At 69.6% G+C, this 25030-nt stretch carries 28 protein-coding genes and 1 pseudogene; 16 read left to right on the top strand and 13 right to left on the bottom strand.

Features of this window, described 5'->3' with window-relative positions:
- Positions 1–45: 45 nt before the first annotated feature.
- Complete coding sequence (locus DW309_RS18845) at positions 46–747, bottom strand: iron-dependent transcriptional repressor DtxR (protein ID WP_136031553.1); 702 nt, start codon at positions 745–747, stop codon at positions 46–48.
- Between the two features lie 101 nt (positions 748–848).
- On the opposite strand from DW309_RS18845, the gene serC reads away from it, so the two are divergent.
- Positions 849–1961: a phosphoserine transaminase gene (gene serC, locus DW309_RS18850; protein ID WP_136046251.1), complete on the top strand. Its 1113-nt coding sequence runs from the start codon at positions 849–851 to the stop codon at positions 1959–1961.
- A 10-nt stretch (positions 1962–1971) separates the two neighbouring features.
- Here the strand turns inward: serC and DW309_RS18855 are convergent, their stop codons facing one another.
- Together DW309_RS18855 and DW309_RS18860 are read right to left on the bottom strand one after the other, a co-directional pair.
- Complete coding sequence (locus tag DW309_RS18855) at positions 1972–2610, bottom strand: DUF3027 domain-containing protein (protein WP_136046252.1); 639 nt, start codon at positions 2608–2610, stop codon at positions 1972–1974.
- Positions 2594–2974 carry a cold-shock protein gene (locus DW309_RS18860; RefSeq protein WP_136031547.1) on the bottom strand — a complete coding sequence of 127 codons (381 nt, stop codon included), beginning with the start codon at positions 2972–2974 and terminating at the stop codon, positions 2594–2596. Before DW309_RS18860 ends, DW309_RS18855 begins: the two co-directional genes overlap by 17 nt.
- A gap of 116 nt (positions 2975–3090) precedes the next feature.
- Here DW309_RS18860 and DW309_RS18865 point away from each other — a divergent pair, with 116 nt between their 5' ends.
- From DW309_RS18865 to DW309_RS18890, 6 genes are all read left to right on the top strand, one after another.
- A complete protein-coding gene (locus DW309_RS18865) occupies positions 3091–3366 on the top strand; it encodes a multidrug ABC transporter ATPase (protein WP_136031545.1) in 276 nt (91 codons plus the stop codon).
- Positions 3367–3376: 10 nt separating this feature from the next.
- The gene (locus tag DW309_RS18870) at positions 3377–5086 is read left to right on the top strand and encodes a helicase-associated domain-containing protein (protein WP_136046253.1); all 1710 of its coding nucleotides are present in this window, start codon (positions 3377–3379) and stop codon (positions 5084–5086) included.
- Positions 5087–5123: 37 nt separating this feature from the next.
- Entirely contained in the window at positions 5124–6770 is a 1647-nt protein-coding gene (locus tag DW309_RS18875) for a DNA repair helicase XPB (RefSeq protein ID WP_136046254.1), read from the top strand.
- Between the two features lie 72 nt (positions 6771–6842).
- Positions 6843–7535: a response regulator transcription factor gene (locus tag DW309_RS18880; protein ID WP_136031539.1), complete on the top strand. Its 693-nt coding sequence runs from the start codon at positions 6843–6845 to the stop codon at positions 7533–7535.
- Positions 7536–7590: 55 nt separating this feature from the next.
- Complete coding sequence (locus tag DW309_RS18885; protein WP_136046255.1) at positions 7591–9282, top strand: sensor histidine kinase; 1692 nt, start codon at positions 7591–7593, stop codon at positions 9280–9282.
- A gap of 139 nt (positions 9283–9421) precedes the next feature.
- A complete protein-coding gene (locus tag DW309_RS18890; RefSeq protein WP_136031536.1) occupies positions 9422–9709 on the top strand; it encodes a WXG100 family type VII secretion target in 288 nt (95 codons plus the stop codon).
- A 74-nt stretch (positions 9710–9783) separates the two neighbouring features.
- On the opposite strand, the gene groL is transcribed toward DW309_RS18890, so the two are convergent.
- From groL to DW309_RS18910, 4 genes are all read right to left on the bottom strand, one after another.
- Positions 9784–11403, bottom strand: a complete 1620-nt coding sequence (groL, locus tag DW309_RS18895; protein WP_136037073.1) for a chaperonin GroEL — start codon at positions 11401–11403, stop codon at positions 9784–9786.
- 123 nt (positions 11404–11526) lie between these two features.
- Positions 11527–12105, bottom strand: a complete 579-nt coding sequence (locus tag DW309_RS18900) for a LytR C-terminal domain-containing protein (protein ID WP_206252986.1) — start codon at positions 12103–12105, stop codon at positions 11527–11529.
- Between the two features lie 69 nt (positions 12106–12174).
- Positions 12175–12432, bottom strand: coding sequence for a DUF3263 domain-containing protein (locus DW309_RS18905; RefSeq protein WP_136031532.1), 258 nt, complete (start codon positions 12430–12432; stop codon positions 12175–12177).
- A gap of 9 nt (positions 12433–12441) precedes the next feature.
- Positions 12442–13434, bottom strand: a complete 993-nt coding sequence (locus DW309_RS18910) for a DUF2332 domain-containing protein (RefSeq protein ID WP_136046256.1) — start codon at positions 13432–13434, stop codon at positions 12442–12444.
- 72 nt (positions 13435–13506) lie between these two features.
- Between DW309_RS18910 and msrB the strand changes: the two genes are divergently transcribed.
- Together msrB and DW309_RS18920 are read left to right on the top strand one after the other, a co-directional pair.
- Positions 13507–13911, top strand: coding sequence for a peptide-methionine (R)-S-oxide reductase MsrB (gene msrB / locus DW309_RS18915; RefSeq protein WP_136031528.1), 405 nt, complete (start codon positions 13507–13509; stop codon positions 13909–13911).
- The gene (locus tag DW309_RS18920) at positions 13908–14618 is read left to right on the top strand and encodes a nitroreductase family protein (RefSeq protein ID WP_136046257.1); all 711 of its coding nucleotides are present in this window, start codon (positions 13908–13910) and stop codon (positions 14616–14618) included. The genes msrB and DW309_RS18920 overlap by 4 nt, the downstream gene beginning before the upstream one ends.
- Here the strand turns inward: DW309_RS18920 and DW309_RS18925 are convergent, their stop codons facing one another.
- The gene (locus tag DW309_RS18925) at positions 14619–15530 is read right to left on the bottom strand and encodes a DMT family transporter (RefSeq protein ID WP_136046295.1); all 912 of its coding nucleotides are present in this window, start codon (positions 15528–15530) and stop codon (positions 14619–14621) included.
- A 236-nt stretch (positions 15531–15766) separates the two neighbouring features.
- On the opposite strand from DW309_RS18925, the gene DW309_RS18930 reads away from it, so the two are divergent.
- From DW309_RS18930 to DW309_RS18945, 4 genes are read left to right on the top strand one after another with little or no spacing between them, the layout of a single operon-like run.
- Positions 15767–16678, top strand: a complete 912-nt coding sequence (locus DW309_RS18930) for an ABC transporter ATP-binding protein (RefSeq protein ID WP_136046258.1) — start codon at positions 15767–15769, stop codon at positions 16676–16678.
- A complete protein-coding gene (locus DW309_RS18935; protein WP_136046259.1) occupies positions 16675–17487 on the top strand; it encodes an ABC transporter permease in 813 nt (270 codons plus the stop codon). The genes DW309_RS18930 and DW309_RS18935 overlap by 4 nt, the downstream gene beginning before the upstream one ends.
- Positions 17488–17496: 9 nt before the next feature.
- Positions 17497–18765 (top strand): sensor histidine kinase, encoded by a 1269-nt coding sequence (locus DW309_RS18940; RefSeq protein WP_136046260.1) that lies wholly within the window; start codon positions 17497–17499, stop codon positions 18763–18765.
- Positions 18762–19439 carry a response regulator gene (locus DW309_RS18945; RefSeq protein WP_136031517.1) on the top strand — a complete coding sequence of 226 codons (678 nt, stop codon included), beginning with the start codon at positions 18762–18764 and terminating at the stop codon, positions 19437–19439. The genes DW309_RS18940 and DW309_RS18945 overlap by 4 nt, the downstream gene beginning before the upstream one ends.
- 4 nt (positions 19440–19443) lie before the next feature.
- Here DW309_RS18945 and DW309_RS18950 read toward each other — a convergent pair whose 3' ends face one another.
- On the bottom strand, positions 19444–20400 hold the full coding sequence (locus DW309_RS18950; protein WP_136046296.1) for an aldo/keto reductase: 957 nt from the start codon (positions 20398–20400) through the stop codon (positions 19444–19446).
- A gap of 62 nt (positions 20401–20462) precedes the next feature.
- On the bottom strand, positions 20463–21266 hold the full coding sequence (gene ppk2, locus DW309_RS18955) for a polyphosphate kinase 2 (protein WP_206252979.1): 804 nt from the start codon (positions 21264–21266) through the stop codon (positions 20463–20465).
- A gap of 184 nt (positions 21267–21450) precedes the next feature.
- Between ppk2 and DW309_RS20250 the strand changes: the two are divergent.
- The 3 genes and pseudogenes from DW309_RS20250 to DW309_RS18965 form a co-directional block, all read left to right on the top strand.
- Positions 21451–21603 (top strand): annotated as a pseudogene (locus tag DW309_RS20250) (TetR/AcrR family transcriptional regulator); the annotation flags it as partial.
- Positions 21604–21639: 36 nt separating this feature from the next.
- A complete protein-coding gene (locus DW309_RS18960; protein WP_240753290.1) occupies positions 21640–22020 on the top strand; it encodes an LmrA/YxaF family transcription factor in 381 nt (126 codons plus the stop codon).
- Positions 22017–22754: a metallophosphoesterase gene (locus DW309_RS18965; protein ID WP_136046262.1), complete on the top strand. Its 738-nt coding sequence runs from the start codon at positions 22017–22019 to the stop codon at positions 22752–22754. The genes DW309_RS18960 and DW309_RS18965 overlap by 4 nt, the downstream gene beginning before the upstream one ends.
- Before the next feature lie 191 nt (positions 22755–22945).
- Here DW309_RS18965 and DW309_RS18970 read toward each other — a convergent pair whose 3' ends face one another.
- From DW309_RS18970 to DW309_RS18980, 3 genes are all read right to left on the bottom strand, one after another.
- Entirely contained in the window at positions 22946–24073 is a 1128-nt protein-coding gene (locus DW309_RS18970) for a site-specific integrase (protein ID WP_168387324.1), read from the bottom strand.
- Between the two features lie 40 nt (positions 24074–24113).
- The gene (locus DW309_RS18975; protein ID WP_136046264.1) at positions 24114–24485 is read right to left on the bottom strand and encodes an ImmA/IrrE family metallo-endopeptidase; all 372 of its coding nucleotides are present in this window, start codon (positions 24483–24485) and stop codon (positions 24114–24116) included.
- A gap of 150 nt (positions 24486–24635) precedes the next feature.
- Complete coding sequence (locus tag DW309_RS18980) at positions 24636–25010, bottom strand: helix-turn-helix domain-containing protein (RefSeq protein ID WP_168387325.1); 375 nt, start codon at positions 25008–25010, stop codon at positions 24636–24638.
- Positions 25011–25030: the final 20 nt, after the last annotated feature.

Raw genomic sequence — 25030 nt, forward strand, 5'->3', positions numbered from 1 at the left:
CACGCCCCGAGACGGTGCGCGACGAACCGCGATTCTGCGGCGCGATCAGGCCGGTTCGCCCACCAGGAAGATGTGCGACGCGAGCTCGACGGGAAGCTCGAGCCCCTCGTCCTTGCCGTCCATCTGGATGAGGACGTAGCCCTCGTTGAACCGGAAGTCACCGCGCGCCCCCGGTACGACGCCCGCATCGCGCAGCTGCTCCAGCAGCTCGGGGTCGACCTGCGCGGGCTCGGCCAGACGACGCACCGTGCCCTCGACGGGCTCGCCCGCCGCGTTCAGACGCTGCACCAGACCGACGACGCCCTCATCGAACGTCCGGGCCGGGAGGTCGCCGAGCTGATCCAGACCGGGGATCGGATTGCCGTAGGGCGACTCCGTGGGATGCCCGAGCAGCTCGACGAGGCGGCGCTCCACCTGCTCGCTCATCACGTGCTCCCAGCGGCAGGCCTCTTCGTGCACGAACGCCCAGTCGAGTCCGATCACATCCGACAGCAGTCGCTCGGCGAGACGGTGCTTGCGCATCACGTCGACCGCCTTGCGGCGACCGGCGTCGGTGAGCTCGAGCGTACGATCCTCGGAGACCACGACGAGCCCGTCGCGCTCCATCCGCCCGACCGTCTGCGACACGGTCGGTCCGGAGTGGCCGAGCCGCTCGGAGATGCGCGCGCGCAGCGGCACGATGTTCTCCTCCTCGAGTTCGAGGATGGTGCGGAGATACATCTCCGTGGTGTCGATCAGATCGGTCATGTGCGGGCCCTCCGAAGTTCTTAGGCAAGCCTACATTCCCGCGGGGACATCGGATCGACCGCGGGCGGGGCTGCCCCGTGCGCTCCCCCTAGAATCGACCCATGGCGATCGAGATTCCCGATGACCTCCTGCCCGCTGACGGGCGCTTCGGCTGCGGCCCCTCGAAGGTGCGGCCCGCACAGCTGGAGGCGCTGCTCTCCTCCGGCTCGTCGATCCTCGGCACCTCGCATCGTCAGGCGCCCGTGAAGAACCTCGTCGGCAGCGTGCGCGAGCGGCTCGCCGCGCTGTTCCGCATCCCGGACGGATACGAGATCCTGCTCGGCAACGGCGGCTCCACCGCGTTCTGGGACGCCGCGGCGTTCGGCCTCATCGAGCGCCGTAGCCAGAACCTCGTGTTCGGCGAGTTCGGCGGCAAGTTCGCCGCCGCCGCCGGGGCCCCGTGGCTCGAGGCCCCCGACGTGCGCAGAGCGGAGCCGGGGTCCCGCACGCAGGCCGCATTCGTCGACGGGATCGACGTGTACGCGTGGCCGCACAACGAGACCTCGACCGGCGTGAGCGCTCCGGTGTCGCGCGTCGACGCCGACGGGGCCCTGACCGTGATCGATGCGACGAGCGCGGCGGGCGGCATCGACTTCGACGTCGCACAGGCCGATGTGTACTACTTCGCCCCGCAGAAGAACCTCGGGTCGGACGGCGGACTGTGGTTCGCGGCCGTCTCGCCCGCCGCGGTCGACCGCATCGAGCGCATCGCCGCTTCGGGCCGCTACATCCCCGAGTTCCTCAGCCTCAAGCAGGCGGTCGACAACTCCCGACTCAACCAGACCCTCAACACCCCGGCGCTGACCACGCTGCACCTGCTCGACAGCCAGCTGCAGTGGATCCTCGACAACGGCGGCCTCGCCTGGGCTGCGGCGCGCACCGCGGAGTCGTCCTCCGTGCTGTACGACTGGGCCGAGGCCTCCACCGTGGCGACGCCGTTCGTGTCCGACCCGGCACACCGCTCGCCGGTCGTCGCGACGATCGACTTCGACGACAGCATCGACGCGGCAGCGATCGCGAAGACGCTGCGCGCCAACGGCATCGTCGACACCGAGCCGTACCGCAAGCTCGGACGCAATCAGCTGCGCGTCGCGACGTTTGTCTCCATCGAGCCCGACGACATCCGTCAGCTCACGCGCTCGATCGACTACGTGCTGGAGAACCTCGGCGGCTGAGCGCCGGGACTCACTCCTCCTCGTCGACCTCGCCGGCGTCCGCACCGCGGACGTCGGCGTCGTCGTCTTCGGCGTCGTCTTCGACATCCGCGTCGTCGTCCTCCGCGTCGTCGGATGCGGAGTCGTCGAGTTCGTCGTCGGATGCGGAGTCGTCGAGCTCGTCGATGTCGACGCCGTCGAGGTCGCCGGCGTGAAGGATGTCGGACGCCTCGTCGTCATCCTCGTCGAGCTCGTCGTCCAGGACATCGTCGAGTTCGACGTCCGCGGCTCCGTCTGACCGGTCGCCGTCATCGCCGTCCGTTGCCGCCGCAGCCGCGTCGGCGAGCTCGGCCTGGTGCGCGCGATACTCCGCCAGGCGCTCGGCCCAGGGCACCCATTCGGGCGCGAGGAGTGCGCCGTCGCCCGGCAGGAGCTCGGCCTCCAGCACCGTGGGCTCTTCGTCGTCGACGCGGGCCACCGTCACGGTCCAGTACCACCCCGGATATCCGGCCAGCCGGTTCTCGAAGCGCAGCGAGACCGATCCGTCTTCCTCTGCGATGTATCCGGCGGCCGGCCCGATGGTGGACGCGGGAGTGAACTCGCGCAGCGCTGCGAGCGCGAGATCGTGGGCCTCGACGAGGCGGGCGTCAGCCTCAGGCTTCGAGGTCATCAGCGACCTTGCGCAGAACGGCTGCGATCTTGCGGCCGTGACCGGAGGACGGGTAGCGCCCGCGACGCAGATCGCCGCCGATGCCGTCGAGCAGCTTCACCAGGTCTTCGATGATGATCGCCATGTCGTCGGCGGGCTTGCGCTTGGCCTTCGCCAGGCTGGGCGGGGCCTCGAGCACCCGCACGGACAGCGCCTGCAGGCCGCGCTTGCCATCGGCGACGCCGAACTCCACGCGCGCACCCGCCTTGATCGCGGTGCCGGCCGGCATCGCGGAGGCGTGCAGGAAGACGTCCTGGCCGTCATCGCTGGCGATGAAGCCGAAACCCTTGTCTTCGTCGTAGAACCTGACCTTGCCGGTGGGCATGGGTGAACCTCGCTGGTATCGAAAAGCAGAACAGAGCGCGCTCGTGCGCGTGCGTCCAGCCTACCGGTCGCGGGGCGAACGGAACCGACCGCGCCGGGGCGAGTAGTCTGGAGCGGATGAGCACGCAGAGCCCCGGACCGGAGGTCCCCATCCGCCGGATCGATCGCATCCTGGCGTTCACCGCACTCGGGATCGCCGCCGCCTCCGTGGTGTGCTTCTTCGCGATCATCATCGGCACCGCCACGGGCATGGACCGCGCCGCGTTCGGTGAAGGCGCGTGGCCGGTCGTCGCCGCGATCCCCTACTGGGGGCTGCCACTCGCGTTCGTGCTGATCATCACCCTGCTGATCATGAGCTTCGTCCGGAAGGGTCGCGCGCAATCGCGTCGCTGAGCCCCCGCCGATGAGCACGCACGCACGACCACTGGCCGACCGCCTGGCCGCAGCGAGCGATGCCGAGCTCCGGGAGCTGTTCGCCGCCCGCGGCGTACGCCCCGACGCGACGTGGCAGGACTTCTTCGATGCGGCCGAGGCCCTGCTGGAACCGTCCTCCCTGAGCCGAGTCCTCCCGGCACTCACCGCCGCGGAGGCCGCGTCCCTCGTGGATGCCGTCGCCGGTGAGCGGCCGGGCGAGGGCCGCGAGCGACTGGTCGCCCTCGCCCTCCTGCGCGCCGACGGGACACCGCAGCCGCCCGTGGACCTGCTTGTCGAAGGCCGCGCGCGGCCGACGCCGATCGACGCCACTCCCCCCGCGCCGTCCTCCGAGGCCACGTCCGCTCACGCCGCCGAGCGCGCCTTCACCACGGTCGCGCGCCTCGCCGACCTCCTCCTCGTCGCCAGGGAGCGGCCCTTCGCCCTCCTGCTCGGCGGAGCGGTGAGCGCCGGCGAGAAGCGACAGCTCGCCGAGGCCGGGCTGCCCACCGAGGCCATCGACCTGCTCTCCGGACTCGCCGTCCGTGCCCGGCTGGCGGCCCCGGTCGACCGTCGGCTGCGCACGACCGCGCTCGCCGAGGAGTGGCTGCGCTCTTCCGTCGCCGCCCGCTGGACGCTCCTCGCGACCGCCTTCCGCGACTCCCTGCCGCGCGGTCTTCGCCCGGCGACTGCCGGGTGGATCCCGGTGTCGCAGTGGCCGCTCGCGCACCCCTGGGACGCCGCCTGGACGGAACACGCCGCTGAGCTCACGGAATCGGCCCGGCTGATCGGTCTGATCGCCGACGACGGCACCGAGCCCCCCTGGGCCGCGCCGCTCCGACGCGGAGAGCCCGCCGACGCCCGCACCCTCGTCGCACAGCTCCCGGCGGAGGTCGACCGCATCTTCCTCCAGAACGACCTCACGGCCATCGCTCCCGGTCCGCTGCAGCCCGCCCTCGACGTGCGACTGCGCACGATCGCCGTCCGGGAGTCCGCTGCACAGGCCTCCTCCTACCGGTTCACCGCCGAGTCGGTGGCCCACGCCTTCGCCACCGGGGAGAGCGAACACTCCATCCTCGACTTCCTCGGCGCGATCTCCCTCACCGGAATACCCCAGCCGCTGGGCTACCTGGTGGCGCAGACCGCCCAGCGGCACGGCCTCATCCGGGTGTCGGTCGACGGCGAGACGGGGCGCACCCGGATCGAGAGCAGCGACCCGCACGTGTTGGAAGCCCTCGCGGTCGATCAGGCGCTCCGACCGCTCGCGCTCACAGCCCACGTGGGCTCGCTCACCACGCGAGTGGCACAGGACACCGTGTACTGGGCGCTGACGGACGCCCGCTACCCGGCGAGCCTCGTCGACGAGGACGGAGCGATCGTCGTGCGCGACCGCCACCCCGCCGCTCCCCCGGCCGACGGACACGACCCCGCTGACGACTACGACCCGCTGATCGCCCGGTTGCGCGATCGCCAGGGTCCGGACGCCGATGCCGCCTGGCTCGACCGGGAGCTCGAAGCCGCGGTGCGAGCCAAGGCCGTCCTGCGTGTGACGGTCGGCATGCCCGACGGATCCACGCGGGACCTGCTCCTGGAGGCCACGGGTATCGGTGGCGGACGGCTGCGCGGCCGCGACAGGGCCGCCGACGTCGAGCGCACGCTCCCGGTGTCGAGCATCCGCGCGGCGACCGTCGTGGCCCCGTGAGGCCCTGCCCTCCGGACGGCCGGTAGACTGGTCAGCTATGTCTGATGGCCCCCTGATCGTCCAGAGCGACCGCACCGTGCTGCTCGAGGTCGCCCACGCCGATGCCGAGAGCGCCCGACACGAGCTCGCGATCTTCGCCGAGCTGGAACGCGCGCCGGAGCACATCCACACGTACCGCATCACCCGCCTGGGACTGTGGAACGCGCGAGCCGCCGGGCACACGGCAGAAGACATGCTGGAGACGCTCGACCGCTGGTCGCGTTTCCCGGTGCCCCCGTCGGTCGCCGTCGACCTGCGCGAGACCGTCAACCGCTACGGACGGCTCGTCATCGAGCGCGACGACGAGGGCGTGCTGATCCTGCGGTCGACCGATCCCGCCGTGCTGGCGCAGGTCGCGAACAACAAGCGCATCCAGCCGCTGCTGATCGGCCACCCGACTCCCGAGACCTTCGTGGTCGACGCGTGGGCCCGCGGACAGATCAAGCAGGAGCTGCTGAAGATCGGCTGGCCCGCGGAGGACCTCGCGGGCTACACGCCCGGCACTCCGCACGAGATCGAGCTCGCCGAGGACGGCTGGCACATCCGCCCGTACCAGCAGGACGCGGTCGACGCCTTCGCGAAGGACGGCTCCGGCGTCGTGGTCCTCCCCTGCGGCGCGGGCAAGACGATCGTCGGGGCCGGAGCTATGGCCGCGACGAAGACCACGACGCTGATCCTCGTGACCAACACGGTCTCGGCGCGACAGTGGCGCGACGAGCTGCTCAAGCGCACCAGCCTCACACCGGAGGAGATCGGCGAGTACTCGGGGCAGTCGAAGGAGGTCAAGCCGGTCACCATCGCGACCTACCAGATCCTCACCGCCAAGCGGAAGGGCGAGTACGCGCACCTGGCGCTGCTCGACGCCTTGGACTGGGGCCTCATCGTGTACGACGAGGTCCACCTCCTGCCCGCGCCGGTGTTCAAGCTGACCGCCGACCTCCAGGCCCGTCGCCGCATCGGCCTGACCGCGACGCTCGTCCGTGAGGACGGCCGCGAGGGCGACGTCTTCAGCCTGATCGGACCGAAACGCTTCGACGCTCCCTGGAAGCAGATCGAGGCGCAAGGGTTCATCTCCCCGGCCGTCTGCTACGAGGTGCGCGTGGATCTTCCGCCGAGCGACCGGCTGGAGTACGCCGCGGCGACCGATGACGAACGCTACCGCCTCGCCGCGTCGGCGCCCGCCAAGATCGACGCCGTCCGCGAGCTGATCGCGAAGCACGAGGGAGAGCAGATCCTCGTGATCGGCCAGTACCTCGATCAGCTCGACTCGCTGTCCGATGCGCTGAACGCACCGCAGATCACCGGATCGACGCCGGTCGAGGAGCGCGAGGAACTGTATCGGGCTTTCCGGGAGGGCGACATCTCGCTGCTCGTGGTGTCGAAGGTGGCGAACTTCTCCATCGACCTGCCCGAGGCCTCTGTCGCCATCCAGGTGTCCGGCTCGTTCGGCTCACGGCAGGAGGAGGCCCAGCGGCTCGGACGGCTCCTGCGTCCCAAGCAGTCCGGACACACGGCGAGCTTCTACACGCTCGTCGCTCGGGACACGATCGACCAGGACTATGCGCAGAACCGCCAGCGGTTCCTCGCCGAGCAGGGCTACAGCTACACGATCATGGACGCGGACGCGATCGCCGCGGCCGCCTAGCCTCGGCGATCCGGCTTCCGGCGCTCCGAAGGTAATCAGCAACCGCATGGCCGAAGTCACCATAATGGGGACATGACTGCTGCGCGCATCCTGGTCGTCGACGACGAGCCCAACATCCGCGACCTGCTCTCCACGGGTCTCAGCTTCGCCGGGTTCCAGGTGAAGACGGTCGCCAACGGCGCCGCCACGATCTCGGCCGTCCTCGAGGAGGAGCCGGACCTCATCATCCTGGACGTCATGCTGCCGGACATGAACGGCTTCAGCGTGACCAAGCGCCTCCGCGGCGCCGGCTTCACCGCTCCCATCCTGTTCCTCACCGCCAAGGACGGCACGGACGACAAGATCGAAGGCCTCAACGCCGGCGGCGACGACTATGTCACCAAGCCGTTCAGCCTCGACGAGATCGTCGCCCGCGCCCAGGCCATCCTCCGTCGCACCATGCAGGCCGACGAGGAGTCGATCATCCGCGCCGGCGAGCTGTCGATGGATCAGGACACCCACGACGTCTACGTCGGCAAGGAGCCGATCGAGCTGAGCCCCACCGAGTTCAAGCTCCTGCGCTACCTGATGCTCAACCCCAACCGGGTGCTGTCGAAGGCTCAGATCCTCGACCACGTCTGGGAGTACGACTTCAACGGCGATGCCGGCATCGTCGAGAGCTACATCTCCTACCTGCGTCGGAAGATCGACCCGCACACGGAGGAGTCGCTGATCCAGACGAAGCGCGGCTTCGGCTACATGCTCAAGGTCGGCAAGACGGTCTGACGACCACGCACGGATCCGCCCTCGACGGCGGGATCGCCACAGCAGGGAGGGCCGCATGGCGCACGAGCCGGATGCGGTGACCACGTGGTGGCGGCGGATCAGCCTCCGCGCCAAGGTCACCGGCGTCACGGTCGCCGTGCTCGCGCTCGGTCTGCTGGTGGCCGGGATCGGCACGGTTCCGCTGCTCCGCAACGCGCTCGTGGAGAACATCAACGCGCAACTTCCTGCCCTCGTCACGAGCGATCTGATCGAGCGCTACTTCGACACCACGACGATCGACGGCGTCACGACCTACACGCCCCGCGACGAGAAGCCCCGCGACTTCTCTTTTGCGGTGTACGACGCGGAGGGCGCGCTGCGCGCCACGGCCCCCAGCGCGTCGGGTCGTGCCCCCTTCTTCCCCGCGGAGTACTCGCTCTCGGAGGCACAGGCGAACGAGGACAAGGTGCTCGCGCTCGAGGGGGACAACGGCAGCGTCTACCACGGGGCCGTCGCCCTGGTGCAGCAGGAGGGCACGCCGCTCAGCATCCAGATGGTCGCCCTGCCGTTGGCCGAGGCCGATCGCATCATCAGCCAGTACTTCGGCATCTACATCACGATCGCGCTGATCACGATCTTCGTCGCCGCATTGCTCACGCGCGGCCTGGTGACGCTGACGTTCCGGCGGCTGGGGCAGGTCGAGCAGACCGCCATGTCGATCGCGGCGGGCGACTTCCGACAGCGCCTCACCGACCTGGAACCGACCACCGAGGTGGGCCGCCTCAATGCCGCGATCAACACGATGCTCGACCGCGTCGATCGCTCCCTCGCGCAGCGCGACCGGACCGTGCAGCACATGCGACGCTTCATCGGCGACGCGAGCCACGAGCTGCGCACCCCGCTCGTGAGTGTCCGCGGCTACGCCGAGCTCTACCGCATGGGCGCGATCACGGGCGAAGAGGACACCGCCAGGGCCATGGAGCGCATCGAGAAGGAAGCGATCCGGATGGGGGTGCTGGTGGAAGACCTGCTGGCGCTGGCTCGGCTCGATGAGGAGCGCGAGCCCACGATCGAGCCGCTCGACCTCCGGCCGATCGCGCGCGACGCGGCGCTCGACGTACGGGCGGCAGCACCCGGCCGGGTGGTCTCGGTGATCGACCGGACGCTGGAGAACGTCCCCACGGCACCGGTGCGCACGCCGATCGTCCCGATCGAGCCCGAGCGCACCGCCCCGCGCGTGCGGCCGCTCGCACCGCTGTCCCGGCTGCGCCGCCGCGCCAAGCAGAACGAGGAACCGCCGGCCATCGACTTCAGCGAGGTGCAGGACATTCCCGTGCGGACACCGCCAATCGTGCTCGGCGAGGAGAACAAGGTGCGCCAGGTCGTGACCAACCTCTTGGGCAACGCGCGGCGCTTCTCCCCCGCCGACAGCCCCATCGAGATCGTCGTGGACTCGGATCGCCTGGCGGGAACGGCGAGTATCGCCATCGTCGATCACGGCGAAGGCGTGCCGCCGCAGATCCGGGAGCAGATCTTCGAGCGGTTCTGGAGAGCGGACACTTCGCGGGCGAGGGAGACCGGCGGATCCGGGCTGGGCCTGGCGATCGTGGCCTCCATCCTGAAGGCGCTCAACGGCGACATCGCGGTCTCCGAGAGCCCGGGGGGCGGAGCGACCTTCACGGTCACGCTGCCCCTGGCACCGGCCCAGGCTACGCCGGCCCACCTGCTCGAAGACACGCAACCGCTCGATCCGCTCGACCTGCCCTGACTGCGACGCGTGGCGCTGGCTCTGCACGGAGTCGTGAGCGGACGAGGTGTCCCCAGGACGCAGCGGTGACCCGCCTCCCGTCCGCTCCATCGACGTGGCCTCACCTACCGTCGGAAGCTCCGAGATGAAGGAGTTCCTCATGACCGTATTCACCGTCGACACCGATGCCATGCACGCCGCGCACGCCTCCACCCGCGCGACCATCGAGCGTCTCCGTGCCGAGTCATCGACGCTCATGGCGCAGCTCAGGCAGTTGCAGTCGTCGTGGGTGGGAACCGCGTCCAATGCGTTCCAGGGGTGTGCCGAGCAGTGGCAGGGCGCGCAGCTCCACGTCGAGCAGGTGCTCGACGGTATCGGCACATCGCTCGGCTCCGTCGCGACGCAGTACGCCGACGCCGACCAGTACTCGGCGAGCATGTTCCGCTGAGCGTCGGCTTCACTTCCCGCGAACACCAGAAAGCCCCCGGCCGGAGCCGGGGGCTTTCTGTGGATGCAGCGGGATCAGAAGTCCATGCCACCCGAGGGGTCACCCACGGGAGCGGCAGCCTTCTCCGGCTTGTCGGCGACGACGGCCTCCGTCGTCAGGAACAGGCCGGCGATCGACGCGGCGTTCTGCAGCGCGGAGCGCGTGACCTTCGCCGGGTCGATGATGCCCTGTGCGAACATGTCGCCGTACTCGCCGCTGGCGGCGTTGAGGCCCTGGCCCGCGGGGAGCTCGGAGACCTTGTTGGCGACGACACCCGGCTCGAGACCGGCGTTGAGGGCGATCTGCTTGAGCGGAGCCTCGATCGCCACGCGGACGATGTTCGCACCGGTCGCCTCGTCACCCTCGAGGGACAGGGCGTCGAGCGCCTTGGTGCCGGACTGGATGAGCGCGACGCCACCACCGGGGACGATGCCCTCCTCGACGGCCGCCTTCGCGTTGCGCACGGCGTCCTCGATGCGGTGCTTGCGCTCCTTGAGCTCGACCTCGGTTGCAGCGCCCGCCTTGATGACGGCCACGCCACCGGCGAGCTTCGCCAGGCGCTCCTGCAGCTTCTCGCGGTCGTAGTCGCTGTCGGTGTTCTCGATCTCGCGACGGATCTGCGTGACGCGACCCTCGATCTGGTCGGCCTCGCCGGCACCCTCGACGATCGTGGTCTCGTCCTTGGTGACGATGACCTTGCGGGCACGACCCAGCAGGTCGAGCGTCGCGTTCTCGAGCTTCAGGCCCACCTCTTCGGTGATGACCTGGCCGCCGGTGAGGATCGCGATGTCCTGCAGCTGCGCCTTGCGACGGTCGCCGAAGCCGGGAGCCTTGACGGCGACCGACTTGAAGATGCCCTTGAGCTTGTTCAGCACGAGCGTCGCCAGAGCCTCGCCCTCGACGTCCTCGGCGATGATGACGAGCTCCTTGCCGTCCTGGATCACCTTGTCGACGATGGGCAGGAGGTCCTTGATGTTCGAGACCTTCTGGTTGGCGATGAGGATGTACGGGTCCTCGAACACGGCCTCCTGGCGCTCCGGGTCCGTGACGAAGTACGGGTTCAGGTAGCCCTTGTCGAAGCGCATGCCCTCGGTGAGCTCGAGCTCGGTGCCGAAGGTCTGCGACTCCTCGACGGTGACCACACCCTCCTTGCCGACCTTGTCGATCGCCTCGGCGATCAGCTCACCGATGGCCGGGTCTGCCGCCGAGATGGACGCGGTCGCGGCGATCTGCTCCTTGGAGTCGATCTCCTTCGCGCTGCTCAGCAGCTCCTCGGTGATGGCGGCGACGGCCTTCTCGATGCCGCGCTTGAGGGAGATGGGGTCGGCGCCGGCCGCGACGTTGCGCAGACCCTCGCGGACCAGGGCCTGGGCGAGCACCGTGGCGGTCGTCGTGCCGTCACCGGCGACGTCGTCGGTCTTCTTGGCGACCTCCTTGACGAGCTCCGCGCCGATCTTCTCGTACGGGTCGTCCAGCTCGATCTCCTTGGCGATGGAGACACCGTCGTTCGTGATCGTGGGGGCGCCCCACTTCTTCTCGAGCACGACGTTGCGACCACGCGGGCCGAGGGTCACCTTGACCGCGTCGGCGAGGATGTTGAGGCCACGCTCGAGGCCGCGGCGGGCCTCCTCATCGAAGGCGATGATCTTTGCCATGAGTTTTGTCGTCCCTCCTGGACGTAGACGGTGGGTTTAGCACTCAGAGTGAGAGAGTGCTAACGCCATTCTGGCACTCGACACCATCGAGTGCAAGCCGCGTCGCCCGCCTGTGGAGGGGCGTCAGGGAGCGGGAGTCTCCTCGGACTGCTCCGGCGCCGACGCTGAGCGATCGAGGCCGATCACGACGGTGAGCTGCTTGCCGCCCGTCTCGTTCAGATCGGCGTAGAAGTCGTCCTGCTTCACCGCAGCGCCGCCGATCACCCCGGCGAGACCCACGGCCGCCTGCTCGTCCGCGTCGTCGACGTAATAGATGGTCGTCGTGGCGAAGTCGTCGCTCGCGCTGTCCGTGGCGAACACGATTCCCGCCGGCCAGCCGGCATTGATGAGAGTGTCACGCATCTGGTCGTCGAGGCCGGAATCAGGGGTCGCGTTGAGGATCATGACCGAGTAGCTCGGGTCGATCACACCCGTCTCCTCCGGTGTCGGCACCGCGCTGGGGCCTGCCTCGGGGAACAGCTCGATGCGCCCCATGACGACCAGCGAACCGAAGATCCCGGCGATGATCAGGACGAGCGCAGCCACGAAGGACCACAGCAGGACCACCCAGCCGTTCATGCCCGGAGCCTCCGCGCGGTGGGCCCCGACGCGTCCGGAGGCGCGGGGAACGTCATCGAATCGGTCACGGGAGGGCTTGGACACCCCTCGATGCTAGCGGCACGACGCTGGCAATCCGCGACGGAGGCCAGCGAGCGGAGCGAAGCGGGTCCGTCAGCCGACGAAGCCGGGCATGCGCGCCGCCCGTCGGGTGCCCCGGGTGTCGCGGAGCCGTCGCAGCCGCCGCACCAGGACCGGGTCGAACGCCAGGGCCGCCTCGGAGTCGATGAGTCGTCCGAGCAGCTGGTAGTAGCGCGCCGCGCTCATGCCGAGGGTGCTGCGGATGACCTCTTCCTTCATGCCGCCATGCCGCGGCCAGGCGGCTTCGAGGGCGAGGATCGCGCGGTCGCGTTCCGTGAGGTCTCCGAGCATGGCTCCAGGTTAGGACGCGGTGACGTCATCGCCCGCGCGCCACTCCCACCATCGCCCGAGCGGGTCGGCCGCCGCCCGCACCCTGCCGTCGAGCGCGACCACGAAGCCGGACCATGTCGTCGCGTCCACGGACGGCCGCCACACGTCGAGCAGTCCGGGTGGGTCGATCGTGATCCATCGCGCCGGCAGCCCCTGGATCTGCGCGACGAGAGCCTCGCGCGCACGGCGGGGGATGTGGACGAGCACCCCGGGCGTCGTGACGACGGGGGTGGCACCCACGGGCACCAGCGCCAGGAGCTCCTCGAGCCTCTCGGCCGCGTCGCCGGCGAGCAGCAGCGGTGGATCGGCTGCGACGATGTCGAGCGCGGCCTCGATGCGGCGCTCGCGCCCGGACTCCCCCGGCCACACGAGCCCGCGCAGCCACCGCCGGTCTCCGTCGTCCGCGGCATCGAGCGGTGCGAGATCGATGCCGCCCCGCCACACGACCTCGGGCAGGCGAACACTCGGCATCGTCCCCGTCACCCGACTCTGCAGCACGACCGGGGAGGGACCGTCGTGCGGGTCGACGGCGAGCCGTTCGGAGCCCTCGGCCGTCACGTAGCGATACGAGTACCGGTCGGGGTACAGGCAGAGACCGGCCGATGCACCGAGCTCGAGAAGCGCGATCGGCCCCTCGATCTCGGAGAGGACCGGGAGCAGCGCCGCCAGCCGCAGCGGCTCGTTCGTCTGTAGGGACCGCGTCGCGCACTCGGTCACGAGCACGTCGGCGTGCGCCAGGACGAAGGCGCGCCACGCCGCGTAGCCCTCGAGCGGGGCGCCCAACAGCCGGGACACCGCGAACACCAGCGGTGGCTGGCGATGCGTCTCCGGGAGGCGACGCAGCACATCGCGCAGCTGCTCGTCATCGCTGACGCCGGCCGCCCACTCCCCGTACAGGGCGCTGCGCCCGGGGGCCTCGTCGTGCGCGAAGCGGTCATAGCGCTCCCGGATCGGGTCGGTCATGCGTCCATTCTGACGCGCAGCGCCGAGACACCGCCGCAGCGTGGAGAATGGAGAGGACCCGAGGAGGACGCAATGTCGTACAGCGTGGACAAGACCGAAGACGAGTGGCGCAAGGAGCTCGGCGAAGAGCAGTACGCGGTGCTGCGCCAGGCCGCGACCGAGCGCGCCTGGACCGGAGAACTGCTCGACGAGGAGCGCGCCGGCCTGTACACGTGCGGAGCGTGCGGCGCCGAGCTGTTCAAGAGCGGCACCAAGTTCGACTCCGGGTGCGGGTGGCCCAGCTTCTACGAGTCGATCCGGCCCGACGCCGTGGAGCTCCTGGAGGACGACAGCCTGGGCATGGTGCGCACCGAGGTCCGCTGCGCCGCGTGCGGCTCGCACCTCGGGCACGTGTTCCCCGACGGCTTCGGCACTCCCACGGGCGACCGCTACTGCATGAACTCGATCGCGCTGAACTTCACGCCAGACGAGTCGTGAGCGCGCTCGACGCCGTCCGCGCACGACAGTCCTGGTCGAAGGTCGGAGACACCGCGCCCGGGCGGGAAGAACTGCTGACCCTGGTGGCCGCGGCCGGACGCGTCGCCGATCACTCCTCGCTGCGACCGTGGCGGTTGATCGAGCTGCGCGGCGCCGATCGAGAGGCCCTCGGAGCAGCGATCGCCCAGGCGCAGGGCGACGACTCCCCCTCGACGAAGCCGCTGCGCGCCCCCCTGCTCATCGCGGTGGTGGCCAGCTACCAGCCGAGCGAGAAGGTGCCGCGGTGGGAGCAGGAGGCCGTCGCCTCCGGCGTCGCCCACGTGCTCAGCCTCCTGCTGGACGAAGCAGGGTGGGGTGTGATCTGGCGCACCGGACATTACACGCGGTCGCACTCGGTCGCGGCGATGCACGGCCTCGCCGACGACGAGGAGCTGCTGGGCTGGCTGTACGTCGGCGACAAGCCGCCGGGGAAGTCGCCGGGCCGACGCAAGGCCGTCGACGCGCGCAGACTGCTGACGCGTCTCCCCTCGACCCAACCGGCCGTCGCCGCCGCCGAGCCCGCCGAGAACGAGAAGAAGGCCGAGGCGAACGCGGAGAAGAAGGCCGAGGCGAACGCGGAGAAGAAGTCCGCCAAGAAGGCGAAGAAGAAGGCGAAGAAGGCCGCCAAGAAGGCGAAGAAGAAGGCCGCGAAGGAGAACCCCGCGTAGTCACCGGCGACGACGCCGCGGCACTGCCACGACGACCGACGCCACCGCGACGACGACCATCGCGATCACCTGCCACAGCGCCGGTCCCGCCTCCGCAGGCCACAGCACGTCGATCACCACCGAGGTCACCAGCTGGCCCAGCACCGAGCCGAGCCCCATCAGCAGCACACCCGTGTGAGCCACGATGAACGCGCCGAGCAGGATGTAGGCGGCACCGAGGAACCCGCCGAGGTAGAGCCACGGCTCGGCCGGGAGGGGGTCCGGCGCTCCGCGCAGCGCGACGCTCAGGGCCGCGGCGACCGCGAGCACGACCGTCCCGGCGATGAAGCTCATGAGCGTGGCGGCGATGGGCGACTGCACGCGCTGCGCCAAACGCCCGTTGGTCGCGGCCTGCCAGGCGATGCCCACTCCCGCGAGGAACGGCAGCACCAGCATCCACAGCGGAGCGGACGCCAGGACGTCGCCCGACAGGGAGATCGCGACCGCGGCGAGCGCCAGCGCCCCACCGAGCAGGCGACCGGGGGTCACCGCGACGACGCCCGCGGGCCCGAAGCCGATCCGGTCCAGCACCAGGCCGTGGAGCGTCTGCCCCGCCACCACGCCGACCGTGAACAGCGAGACGCCGAGGACGCCCGCTGTGAGCCCCTGCGTCGAGACCGTGAGGGCCCCGCACGCGCCGCCGAGGATCATCCAGAACGGGACGGAGCGCCCGCGGATCCCCCGCCATAGCCGTACGGCACCGCGACGGGCGAACGGCAGGAGCGCGATCACGACCGCGAGCGCCACGAGCCCGACCGAGAAGGAGAGGAAGCCCGCGACGATGCCGTTGTCGACCCGTACGCCCAGCACCCCGTTGATCCGCGCCTGGATGGCCGTCATGACGCCGATGGCGACGGCTCCGCCGAGGGCCAGGGGCGCGGGGAGTCGACGGGCGTCTGTCACCCGTCGACCCTATCCGACCCCCGGAACCCGACGGCCCACGGTGCTCACGGTGCTCACGGTGCTCACGGTGCTCACGGCGCAACATGGTGGCCCCGGACAGCACCCCGCGCAAGCGGTCTCTCATCCATCCGGGGGAGGATCCGGAGCGCGCGGAAAGGTACCGCGGGCGGACGCGTGCGGCGGCGGTCGTCCGTAGCGTGGACGACATGATCACAGCAGAAGGCCTCACCAAGAGGTTCGGAGACAAGACGGCCGTCGATGACGTGTCGTTCACCGTCCAGCCGGGCACGGTCACCGGGTTCCTCGGCCCGAACGGCGCAGGGAAGTCGACGACGATGCGCCTGATCGTCGGGCTCGACCGGCCCACCTCGGGTCGCGCTGCCGTCGGCGGGCGCGAGTACCGCAAGCTCCGCGCCCCGCTCACCGAGGTCGGGGTGCTCCTCGACGCGAAGGCCGTGCACACCGGACGCACCGCCCGGAATCACCTGCGGGCGATGGCCGCGACCCACGGCATCCCCGACTCGCGGGTCGACGAGGTGATCGACCTCGCCGGCATCGGGTCCGTCGCCCGCAAACGCGCCGGGAAGTTCTCCCTGGGCATGGGCCAGCGGCTCGGCATCGCCTCCGCACTGTTGGGCGACCCGCACACGCTGATCCTCGACGAGCCGGTCAACGGTCTCGACCCCGAGGGCGTGCGCTGGGTGCGGCAGTTCGTGCGCCACGCCGCCTCCGAGGGGCGGACCGTGCTGCTGTCGAGCCACCTGATGAGCGAGATGGCGCAGACCGCCGACCACGTAATCGTGATGGGGCGCGGGCGTGTCCTCGCCGATGCTCCCCTCGCGGACCTCGTGCGGTCGTGGACCAGGAACACCGTCCGGGTACGCACACCGCGTCCCGCGGAGCTCGCCGCGGCCGTGGGGGCGCCGGACGTCGAGATCGTCAGCTCCGCGCCGGATCTGCTCGACATCGTCGGGCTCCCCGCGGCACGCATCGGCGACCTGGCCGCTGAACGGGGGATCCCCCTGCACGAACTCACCCCGACCACCGGTTCCCTCGAGGACGCCTATCTCGCTCTCACGGGCGACGCCGTCGAGTACCGCACGAAGGAGCTCTCATGACCACGCAGGCCCCCGTCGCCACGACACCGCGCGTCGACACCGGTCGCCGGCTCACCTTCTTCCGGGCCGTCCGCAGCGAGACCATCAAGCTCACCACGCTGCGCTCCACGTGGTGGTCCATCGCGATCGCCGCCGTCCTCACGATCGGCATCGCCATGCTGATCGCCCAGGCCGTAGACGTTCCGGGGTTCGAACCCATCCAGGCCGTGGTCATGCCGATCCAGTTCACGATGCTGTTGGCGGGCATCATCGGCGCGATCGCGGTGACCGGCGAGTACTCGACCGGCATGATCCGCTCGACCCTCACGGCCGTTCCGGTGCGCGGGGCCGTCCTGCTCGCGAAGTCGCTCGTGCTGGCACTGTTCCTGTTCGTGTCCTCGCTCGTGATCTTCGGGGTCGCGGCCGTCGCGGTCGGGATGATCGTCGGCGCCCGCGATCAGAGCATCGACTGGTCCGACCCGTCGGCGTCGTTCCTGCCGATCCTGGTCGCATCCCTGTCGATGTCGGTGTTCGCACTGATCGGCGTCGCGTTCGGGTTCATCCTGCGCTCGGGCGCCGGCGCGATCGCCGCGACGGTCGGCCTGCTGTTCGTGCTGCCGATCGTCGGGAACTTCTTCTCGATGGCCGGTGAGGCGTGGGCGTGGGTGGTGGACGCCGCGACCTATCTTCCGGTGGCGGCCGCGCAAAGCGCGATCCTCCCGGGTGAGGGAGCGGCGCTCGAGGCCCCCGTCGCCTTTCTGACGCTCGCTTGCTGGGTGGTCGGAGCGCTGCTGGCCGCATGGGCGGTCCTGCGCACGCGCGACGCGTAGAGTCGGCCCGTGAGGAGAACGCGCAGCCGCAGCGACTCGATCCGTGAGGACGAGGAGCTGCGGCTTCCGCGTCCGCCCGGGGTGTTCCGACGTTTCTGGGCGCGGCACCCCGTGGTCGCCGACGTCCTCCTCGCGGCGCTCTGCGTCCTGCTCACGCTGACACCGGCCGCGCGTCTGGACGCTCTGCCGGAGCCGTGGGCCGTCGTCCGTGCGATCGTCTGGCCCCTGGCCGTCCTCGCCGCCTGTGCCACGCTGCTGTGGCGGCGGCGGCTCCCGCTGCTCCCGGCGGTCGCGGCGTATGCACTCGACGTGTTCTTTCTGCTCGCGGGTTCTCCGGGCAGCAGCCCGCTGCTCCTGATCGCGGGCTTCTCCCTCGCCGTCCACGGGTCGTCGCGCGCGGCCCGGGCGGCCTTCGGCTGGGGTGTCGCTGCGGTGTCGGCGGTCGCCGGCGCGCTGCTGCTGACCGGTGGCGTCACCCTCCAGTCGGGCCTCAACACGGTCCTGAGCACCGTGGTCCTCGGTCTCATCGGCACTCTGATCGGCGTGAACGTCGGCAATCGCCAGCGATACATCGACGCGGTGATCGACCGATCGCGGCAACTCCTGGTCGAACGCGATCAACAGGCCCAGCTGGCGGCGGCCGCGGAGCGCGCGCGGATCGCCCGCGAGATGCACGACATCGTGTCGCACTCGCTGACGGTGATCGTCGCCCTGTCGGAGGGTGCGGCCGCGACCCCCGATCACACGCAGGCCCGCGCGGCAGCCTCGACCGCTGCCGAGACGGCCAGGAGCGCGCTGACGGAGATGCGATCGATGCTGGGCGTGCTGCGCGACGACGACTCGCCGCTCCCCCTCGCGCCGGTCGAGCCCGCCCAGCCGCGGGAGACGGTCGAAGCCGCCCAGCGCGCGGGGTACCCGGTGACGCTCACGGTGACGGGCACCGCCGACGTCCCGCCGTCCGTCGCCCACGCACTGGGCCGGATCGTGCAGGAGGGGGTGACGAACGCCATGCGCCACGCTCCTGCCGTCTCGATGATCGGTGTCTCGATCGGCTATTCCGACGACGAGGTCCGCGTCGAGGTGGTCAACGACGGCGTCTCCGGCACCGACGTCGGCGCGGGCGGCTTCGGCCTCCGCGGACTCACCGAACGCGCGGCGCATGTCCACGGCCGGCTGCACTCCGGACCGGACGGTCCCGGCCGATGGCGCCTGCACGCCCGACTGCCCCTCAGCCCGGTCGTCCCCGCGACGACACCCACCCCGGAGGACCCCTCATGACATCGCCGATCCGCGTGCTCCTCGTCGACGACCAGGAGCTGATCCGCCTCGGCTTCCGGATGGTGCTCGAGTCCGAACCCGACATCGTGGTCGTCGGGGAGGCGAAGGATGGCCGCGCGGCGATCGCCCAGAGCGCGGCCCTTGCGCCCGACCTCGTGCTCATGGACATCCGGATGCCCGAACTCGACGGCATCGCCGCCACGTCGGCCATCGTGCGCGACCACCCGGAGACCCGCGTGCTCGTGCTCACGACCTTCGACCTGGACGAGTACGCGTTCGGGGCGATCCGCGCGGGAGCGAGCGGGTTCCTCCTCAAGGACGCGCAGCGCCACGAGATGCTCGCAGCGGTGCGGGCCGTGCACCGTGGGGACGCCGCGCTCTCCCCCCGCATCACCCGCCTGCTGCTCGAGCACGTGGGGCCGCGGCTCGGATCCGGGACACCGGCGGAGCCCGACCGCGCGGATGCGTCCCGCTACGCCTCGCTGACCGACCGGGAGCAGGAGGTGTTCCTGGCGATCGGTCAGGGCCTGACCAATGCCGAGATCGCGCGCGCTCTCTATGTGGGCGAGTCCACCGTCAAGACGCACGTGGGCCGGGTGCTGGCCAAGCTCGACGCCCGCGATCGCATCCACGCGGTCATCCTCGCGCATCGGCTCGGACTCGTCGGCGACTGACGACTCAGGCGGTGGAGGTCGGCGTCCACGCCGAGACATCGTTCAGACGGTGCACCTCGTCGGACGACAGCTCGAGCCGTGCGCCCTCCAGCAGGTCGGGCACCTGATCCACGGAGCGGGCGCTCGCAATCGGGGCGACCACGGTCGGCTGGGCCCGGAGCCAGGCGAGCGACACCGCGGCGATCGAGGTTCCGCGGGCGTGCGCGACCTCACCGAGCGTGTCGAGGACGCGCAGGCCCTGGTCGGTGGCGTAGCGCGCGGCACCCGCGGCCCTCGGCGACGCCTCGCCGCTGGCGTCGGTCGAGCGATACTTCCCGGTGAGGAACCCACTCGCCAGGGCGTAGTATGGCACCAGCCCGAGTCCGAACTCCTCGGCGACCGGGATGATGGTGTCTTCCACGACGTTGCGGTGCACGAGGTTGTAGTGCGGCTGGATCGCGATCGGCTGCGCGACCCCGAGCCGCCCGGCGATGTCGACCCACTCGCGAATGCGCTCGGCCGAGTAGTTCGACACCCCCACGTGTCGCACGAGGCCGTCGCTGACCAGCTGGCCGAACGCGGCGACCGTCTCCTCCAGCGGAACGGTCTCGTCGTCGAAGTGCGCGTAGTACAGGTCCAGCTCGTCGACGCCCAGCCGCGTCAGTGACGCCTCCGCTGCGGCGCGCACCGTGGTCGCGGAGAGCCCGGAGAAGTCCGGATGCTGGCTCACCTTGGTCGCGACGACGACACCGCGCGGACGGCGCGAAGCCAGCCACTCCCCGATGATCTCCTCACTCTCCCCGCCCCGATTCCCCGGTACCCACGCACTGTACGAGTCCGCTGTGTCGATGAAGTCGCCGCCACCGTCGACATAGGCGTCGAGGACGGCGAAGGATGCGTCGCGATCGGCGGTCCAGCCGAACACGTTGCCACCGAGGGCGAGGGGGAAGACGTCGAGGTCACTGCTGCCGATACGGGTCATGCTCATCACAACCGCGATCGCGATACTCGGCATTCCCGCGTGACGCCGCTCCGTCACCGTCGTTACGCGGCGGACTCGCCCTGGTCGTAGATCTGCGACGGACGCCCGACGAGACGGCTGTCCGGCGCGTGTGCGACCCGCGCGTCCTTTCCGTCGTATTCGAAGCGCGACAGCACGTAGCGGATGGCCTCGAGCCGTGCGCGCTTCTTGTCGTTCGAGCGCACCACGATCCACGGCGTGACCGGGGTGTCCGTGTGGAAGAACATCGCTTCCTTCGCCGTGGTGTAGTCGGCCCACCTGTCCATGCTCGCGATATCGGTGGGGCTCAGCTTCCACTGCTTCACCGGATCCTCGCGACGGCGGTCGAACCGGCGGCGCTGCTCCGCCTCACCCACCGAGAACCAGAGCTTGATCAGCCGGATGCCCGAGCCCACCAGCATCCGCTCGAATTCCGGAGCGGTTCGGAGGAACTCCTGGTACTCCTCATCGGTGCAGTACCCCATGACGCGCTCGACCCCGGCGCGGTTGTACCAGGAACGGTCCATGAGGACCATCTCACCGCCGGACGGCAGATGGGCCACGTACCGCTGGAAGTACCACTGCGTGCGCTCGGCGTCGGTCGGCTTGTCGAGAGCGACGACCCGGGCCCCGCGAGGGTTGAGATGCTCCATGAAGCGCTTGATGGCCCCGCCCTTGCCGGCTGCGTCGCGCCCCTCGAACAGGACCAACACCCGCTCCGCGCTGTGCTTCACATGCGCCTGCAGCTTGAGCAGCTCGATCTGGAGGAGGCGCTTCTCGGTCTCGTATTCCGCGCGGGAGAGCTTTTCCGAATACGGGTAGCCCTGCTGCCACTCGGGAACGTCCATCGTCAGCCTCCTGCGAACGGGGCGGCCGTAGGAGGCCTGAACAGATGCGCGCAGGTGGCCGGGGCGGGGTGCCGGCCACCTGCACATAAGTAACATAACACTCGCCAAAGTGTTACGCAAATGGCGCGACCGCGGCAGTGCACGAGCTCCCCATACCTACCTCTAGGTATGGCATGATCCTTCTATGAGCACAGATGCGAGGGAATCCCTGCTACGCGCGGCGCAACAGCTGTATGCCGCCAACGGGGTGGCGGCGACCACCCCGCGGCAAGTCATCGAGCGAAGCGGTGTGGGACACGGGAGCCTCTATCACCACTTCCCTTCGAAGCGCGACCTGGCGCTCGCTGCCGTCGGCCGTTCGGTGGATGAAGCGTTGGCATCGTCCTCCGACGCCCTGAACGCCCACACCGAGTCGCGAGCGAGGATCGCCGCGTACCTCGAACGTCCCCGCGAGGCGACCTCGGGGTGCCGTATCGGTCGCCTCACGGCTGACCCCTTCGTCGCGGCCGACGAGGACCTCAGCGCCTCCGTCGCCCGCTACTTCCTCGACCTCATCGGTCTCGTCGCCGACGTCTTCGAAGAGCAGGGGCTCGATGGGGGCGTCGCGCGCGACCGGGCTACGGCCGCGGTGGCGGTGATCCAGGGTGGGTATGTCCTGTCGCGAGCCACGGGGGACGAGGAGATGATGCGCGCCGCCGTCCGCGGGTTCCTCGGGCTCGTGGACGCACCCCAGCGACCGGAGGGCGACTCATGACTCTGATCGCGCACCTCAGCGACCCGCATCTGGACACGTCTCCGCACCGACTGCGCCGGCTCGAGGCAGTGCTCGCAGCGGTGTCCTCCCTCCCCGACGTCGATGCGATCGTCCTCAGCGGCGATCTTGCCGACCACGGCGCCGCCGAGGAGTACGCCCAACTGTTCGCGACCCTCCCGGCGGACATACCGACGATCGTCGTACCCGGGAATCACGACCACAGCGAGACGATGCTCCACTCCCAGGCCCAGGCCGGTCTCAACCCGGCCCTGTCGGGCTTCATCGACGTGGGCGAGGTGCGCGTCATCGGGCTGGACTCGCACCTCGATGCTCGCGTCGAAGGCCACCTCACGCCGGACACGATCGACTTCGCGCGGCACGCAGCGAGCTCGGCCCCCGGCACCGTCCTTCTCACGATGCATCACCCACCGGTGCCCGTCGGGCATGACGTCGCGGACCGGTGGAATCTCGAGAACACGAGCGACCTGGAGGCGCTGATCGTGGGGAACGCACGAATCATCGGCGTCCTGACCGGGCACGTGCACTCCGCCCTCGCCGCGTCGTTCGCCGGGGTGCCGGTGCTCGGTGCCCCGGGCATCGTCTCCACGATGCGACTGGGAAGCAGGCTCAATCCGATCGCGGACGACACGGCGATGCCGGGGCTGGCCATTCACACCATCGACGGCACCGCCATCCGCACCGTGTTCCACTACCTGAGCCCCTCCGAGCCGTGAGACGCAACGCCCGCCATCCCCCGGAAATACAGGGATGGCGGGCGTTGCCGTCCGGAGCCGACTACGGGACTCGAACCCGTAACCCCCGTTTCTCAGGCATTGTTGCCCTCGTTTACCTTTTGTTGCCCGGACCGGGCATATTCACAGACGACGCCTACCCCCAATTGCCCGGGCTTCCGCCAGGGTGCATCTCATTCCCGCTGGGTAAGTGCTGGATCGGCGGCAAATTGCTCAAGGATCTCGCGCACGTCCGGCCCAAGGTGGAGGCGTTTGATGTAGTTCCTCCGGGTCACGGTCGATCCCTTCACGTGCCCAAGCTGATCGCCGGCCACGTCGTCCCCCGCGACGGTTGCCACGAGCGTGGCCACTGCCTTGCGGAACGTCTTCGGCACCACCCAATCCTCGTACCCGCTCGCGGCACGGAACTTGCGCCACTGGGTCCGAAAGTTGTTCGGGCTGCGCATCGTGCCGGCAGTCGAGTCGAAGACGAACTCGCTCGTGGAGGCGACGCGGCGGCGCAGCAGCATCTCGACGACGAATGGCGGGAGACGGAGGGATCGGTTCGACTCCTCGGTCTTCGGGTAGGGCTGTCGCACCAGACCGACGTTAGGCCTGTGCACCGCCGTGCCCGTGACGTGAACCAAAGGTACGTCTCGGTCGAGTTCGAGGTCGTCCCACCGGACAGCGAACAGTTCGCCTGTGCGGATGCCCGTACCGACGATCATGTCGACGGGGTCGGCGAGGTCTGTCACTCGAGCGCGCCCCCGCGCGTCCCGGCCGACATCCCACGCGCGCAGTTGCGCCCGGACGATGCCCACCGCCTCAACGTCGAGGGTTTCCACGACCGCCTTCTTCCTCGGGATCGTGTCGGCGTCTCGAACAGGATTGGCGGCCATGGCACCCTTGCGGACTGCACGCTGGCAGATGCCCGACAGCACGACGCGAGCGATCCGCGCGGTTTCAGGTCCAGATGACGCCTGCAGCGCGGTGAGGAAGCGGTCCACGGCTTGGACCGTCACCTCGCGAAGCTGCAGCGACCCCATGGCCTGCCTGATGTGCTTGAGCTGGCGTCGATAGGTGATCCGGCTGCCGTCGGAGAGGTCGCGTTCGTCGAGGTGCTTGTCCCAGTCGTCAATGACGCGGTTCAGTCGGGTCTCTGGCGTGATCTCCTCGTTGGGGAGGCGTGCACGATCGCGAAGCGCTGCGAGAAGCGCGCGCTCGGCTGCGGCGCCGGTGAGGCCGCGGCGTTCGACCTGTCTCGTGACCCCGTCGTAGTCCCGGAACCGTGCGAACGCGACCCAGCCGCCGGCGCGCTGCACCCGAGTGATCTTCCCCCAGGTTCCGAGGACGAGGGGCGGCCTAGCCATATCGACGGATCCGGCCCTGTCGGATCATGCGCATGTACACGCGCATGATCTTCTCGGTGACGTTGAGCTCGAGCGCGAAGACTGCTGGGTCTTCCGTCGTGATCGAGAGGTGTTCGAGGCGGCTGGGGCGGATGAGCCGGCGCGCGGCGATGCGGTCCGCGCGTTCCTCCTGGAGGTCGTTGGTTCCGACGTCGCTGTGCTCGAAGTGGACGATTTCGTGTGCGATTGCGCAGCGCTCGACGGCCGCATGCAGGTTGGAACGGACGAACACAGCTTCGTGCTCGTCCGAGTAGCAGGCGACCATCTCGGGGTCCGGAAGATCGTCACGGAAGATGATCGGAAGGTCGAGCAGCTCGGCGTGCACCCACGGGTCGTAGTCGAATCCGCAGGGGCCGTCCTCGAAGTGGTTCACTCCGTACATGAACGCAGTGCTGCGCACAGGCGCATCGATCACTCCGAGATAGTCGACGAAGTCCGCCGGATTTAGTGCAGTACTCAAGCCAATTCCCTCCCGCTACGCCCCGCCCCGCTCGGGGTCAATCGGCGTGTTGTCCTTCGAAGCGGCAATCGCTGTGCTAGCGAGCGGAACCGTCGAGAGATCATCCTGGCGGCGACGTCGGACATTCAGGTTGGTGACGTTCGCCGGCACGCTGAGCCCAGCGATGAACGAGCCTGCGTCGAGGCCGAGGGCATTGCAGATGACGTCGATGTCGGTGAGCGTAAACGCCGCTTCATGGCGGAACCGCATCGCGACGTAGTTGTTCGAGCGTCCGATCTGGCGAGCAAGCTCGCGCTTCGAGATGCTCCGCTTTTCGATGACCTTCGACAGGGCATCGGCGACGCCGCGTGCGAACTCGGTGACCGCGGGCTCTGACTCTTTGGGGCTCATGGCATATGAGTGTACCGAGA

The organism is Microbacterium sp. K41, from assembly GCF_004794395.1.
Classification (GTDB): domain Bacteria; phylum Actinomycetota; class Actinomycetes; order Actinomycetales; family Microbacteriaceae; genus Microbacterium; species Microbacterium sufflavum.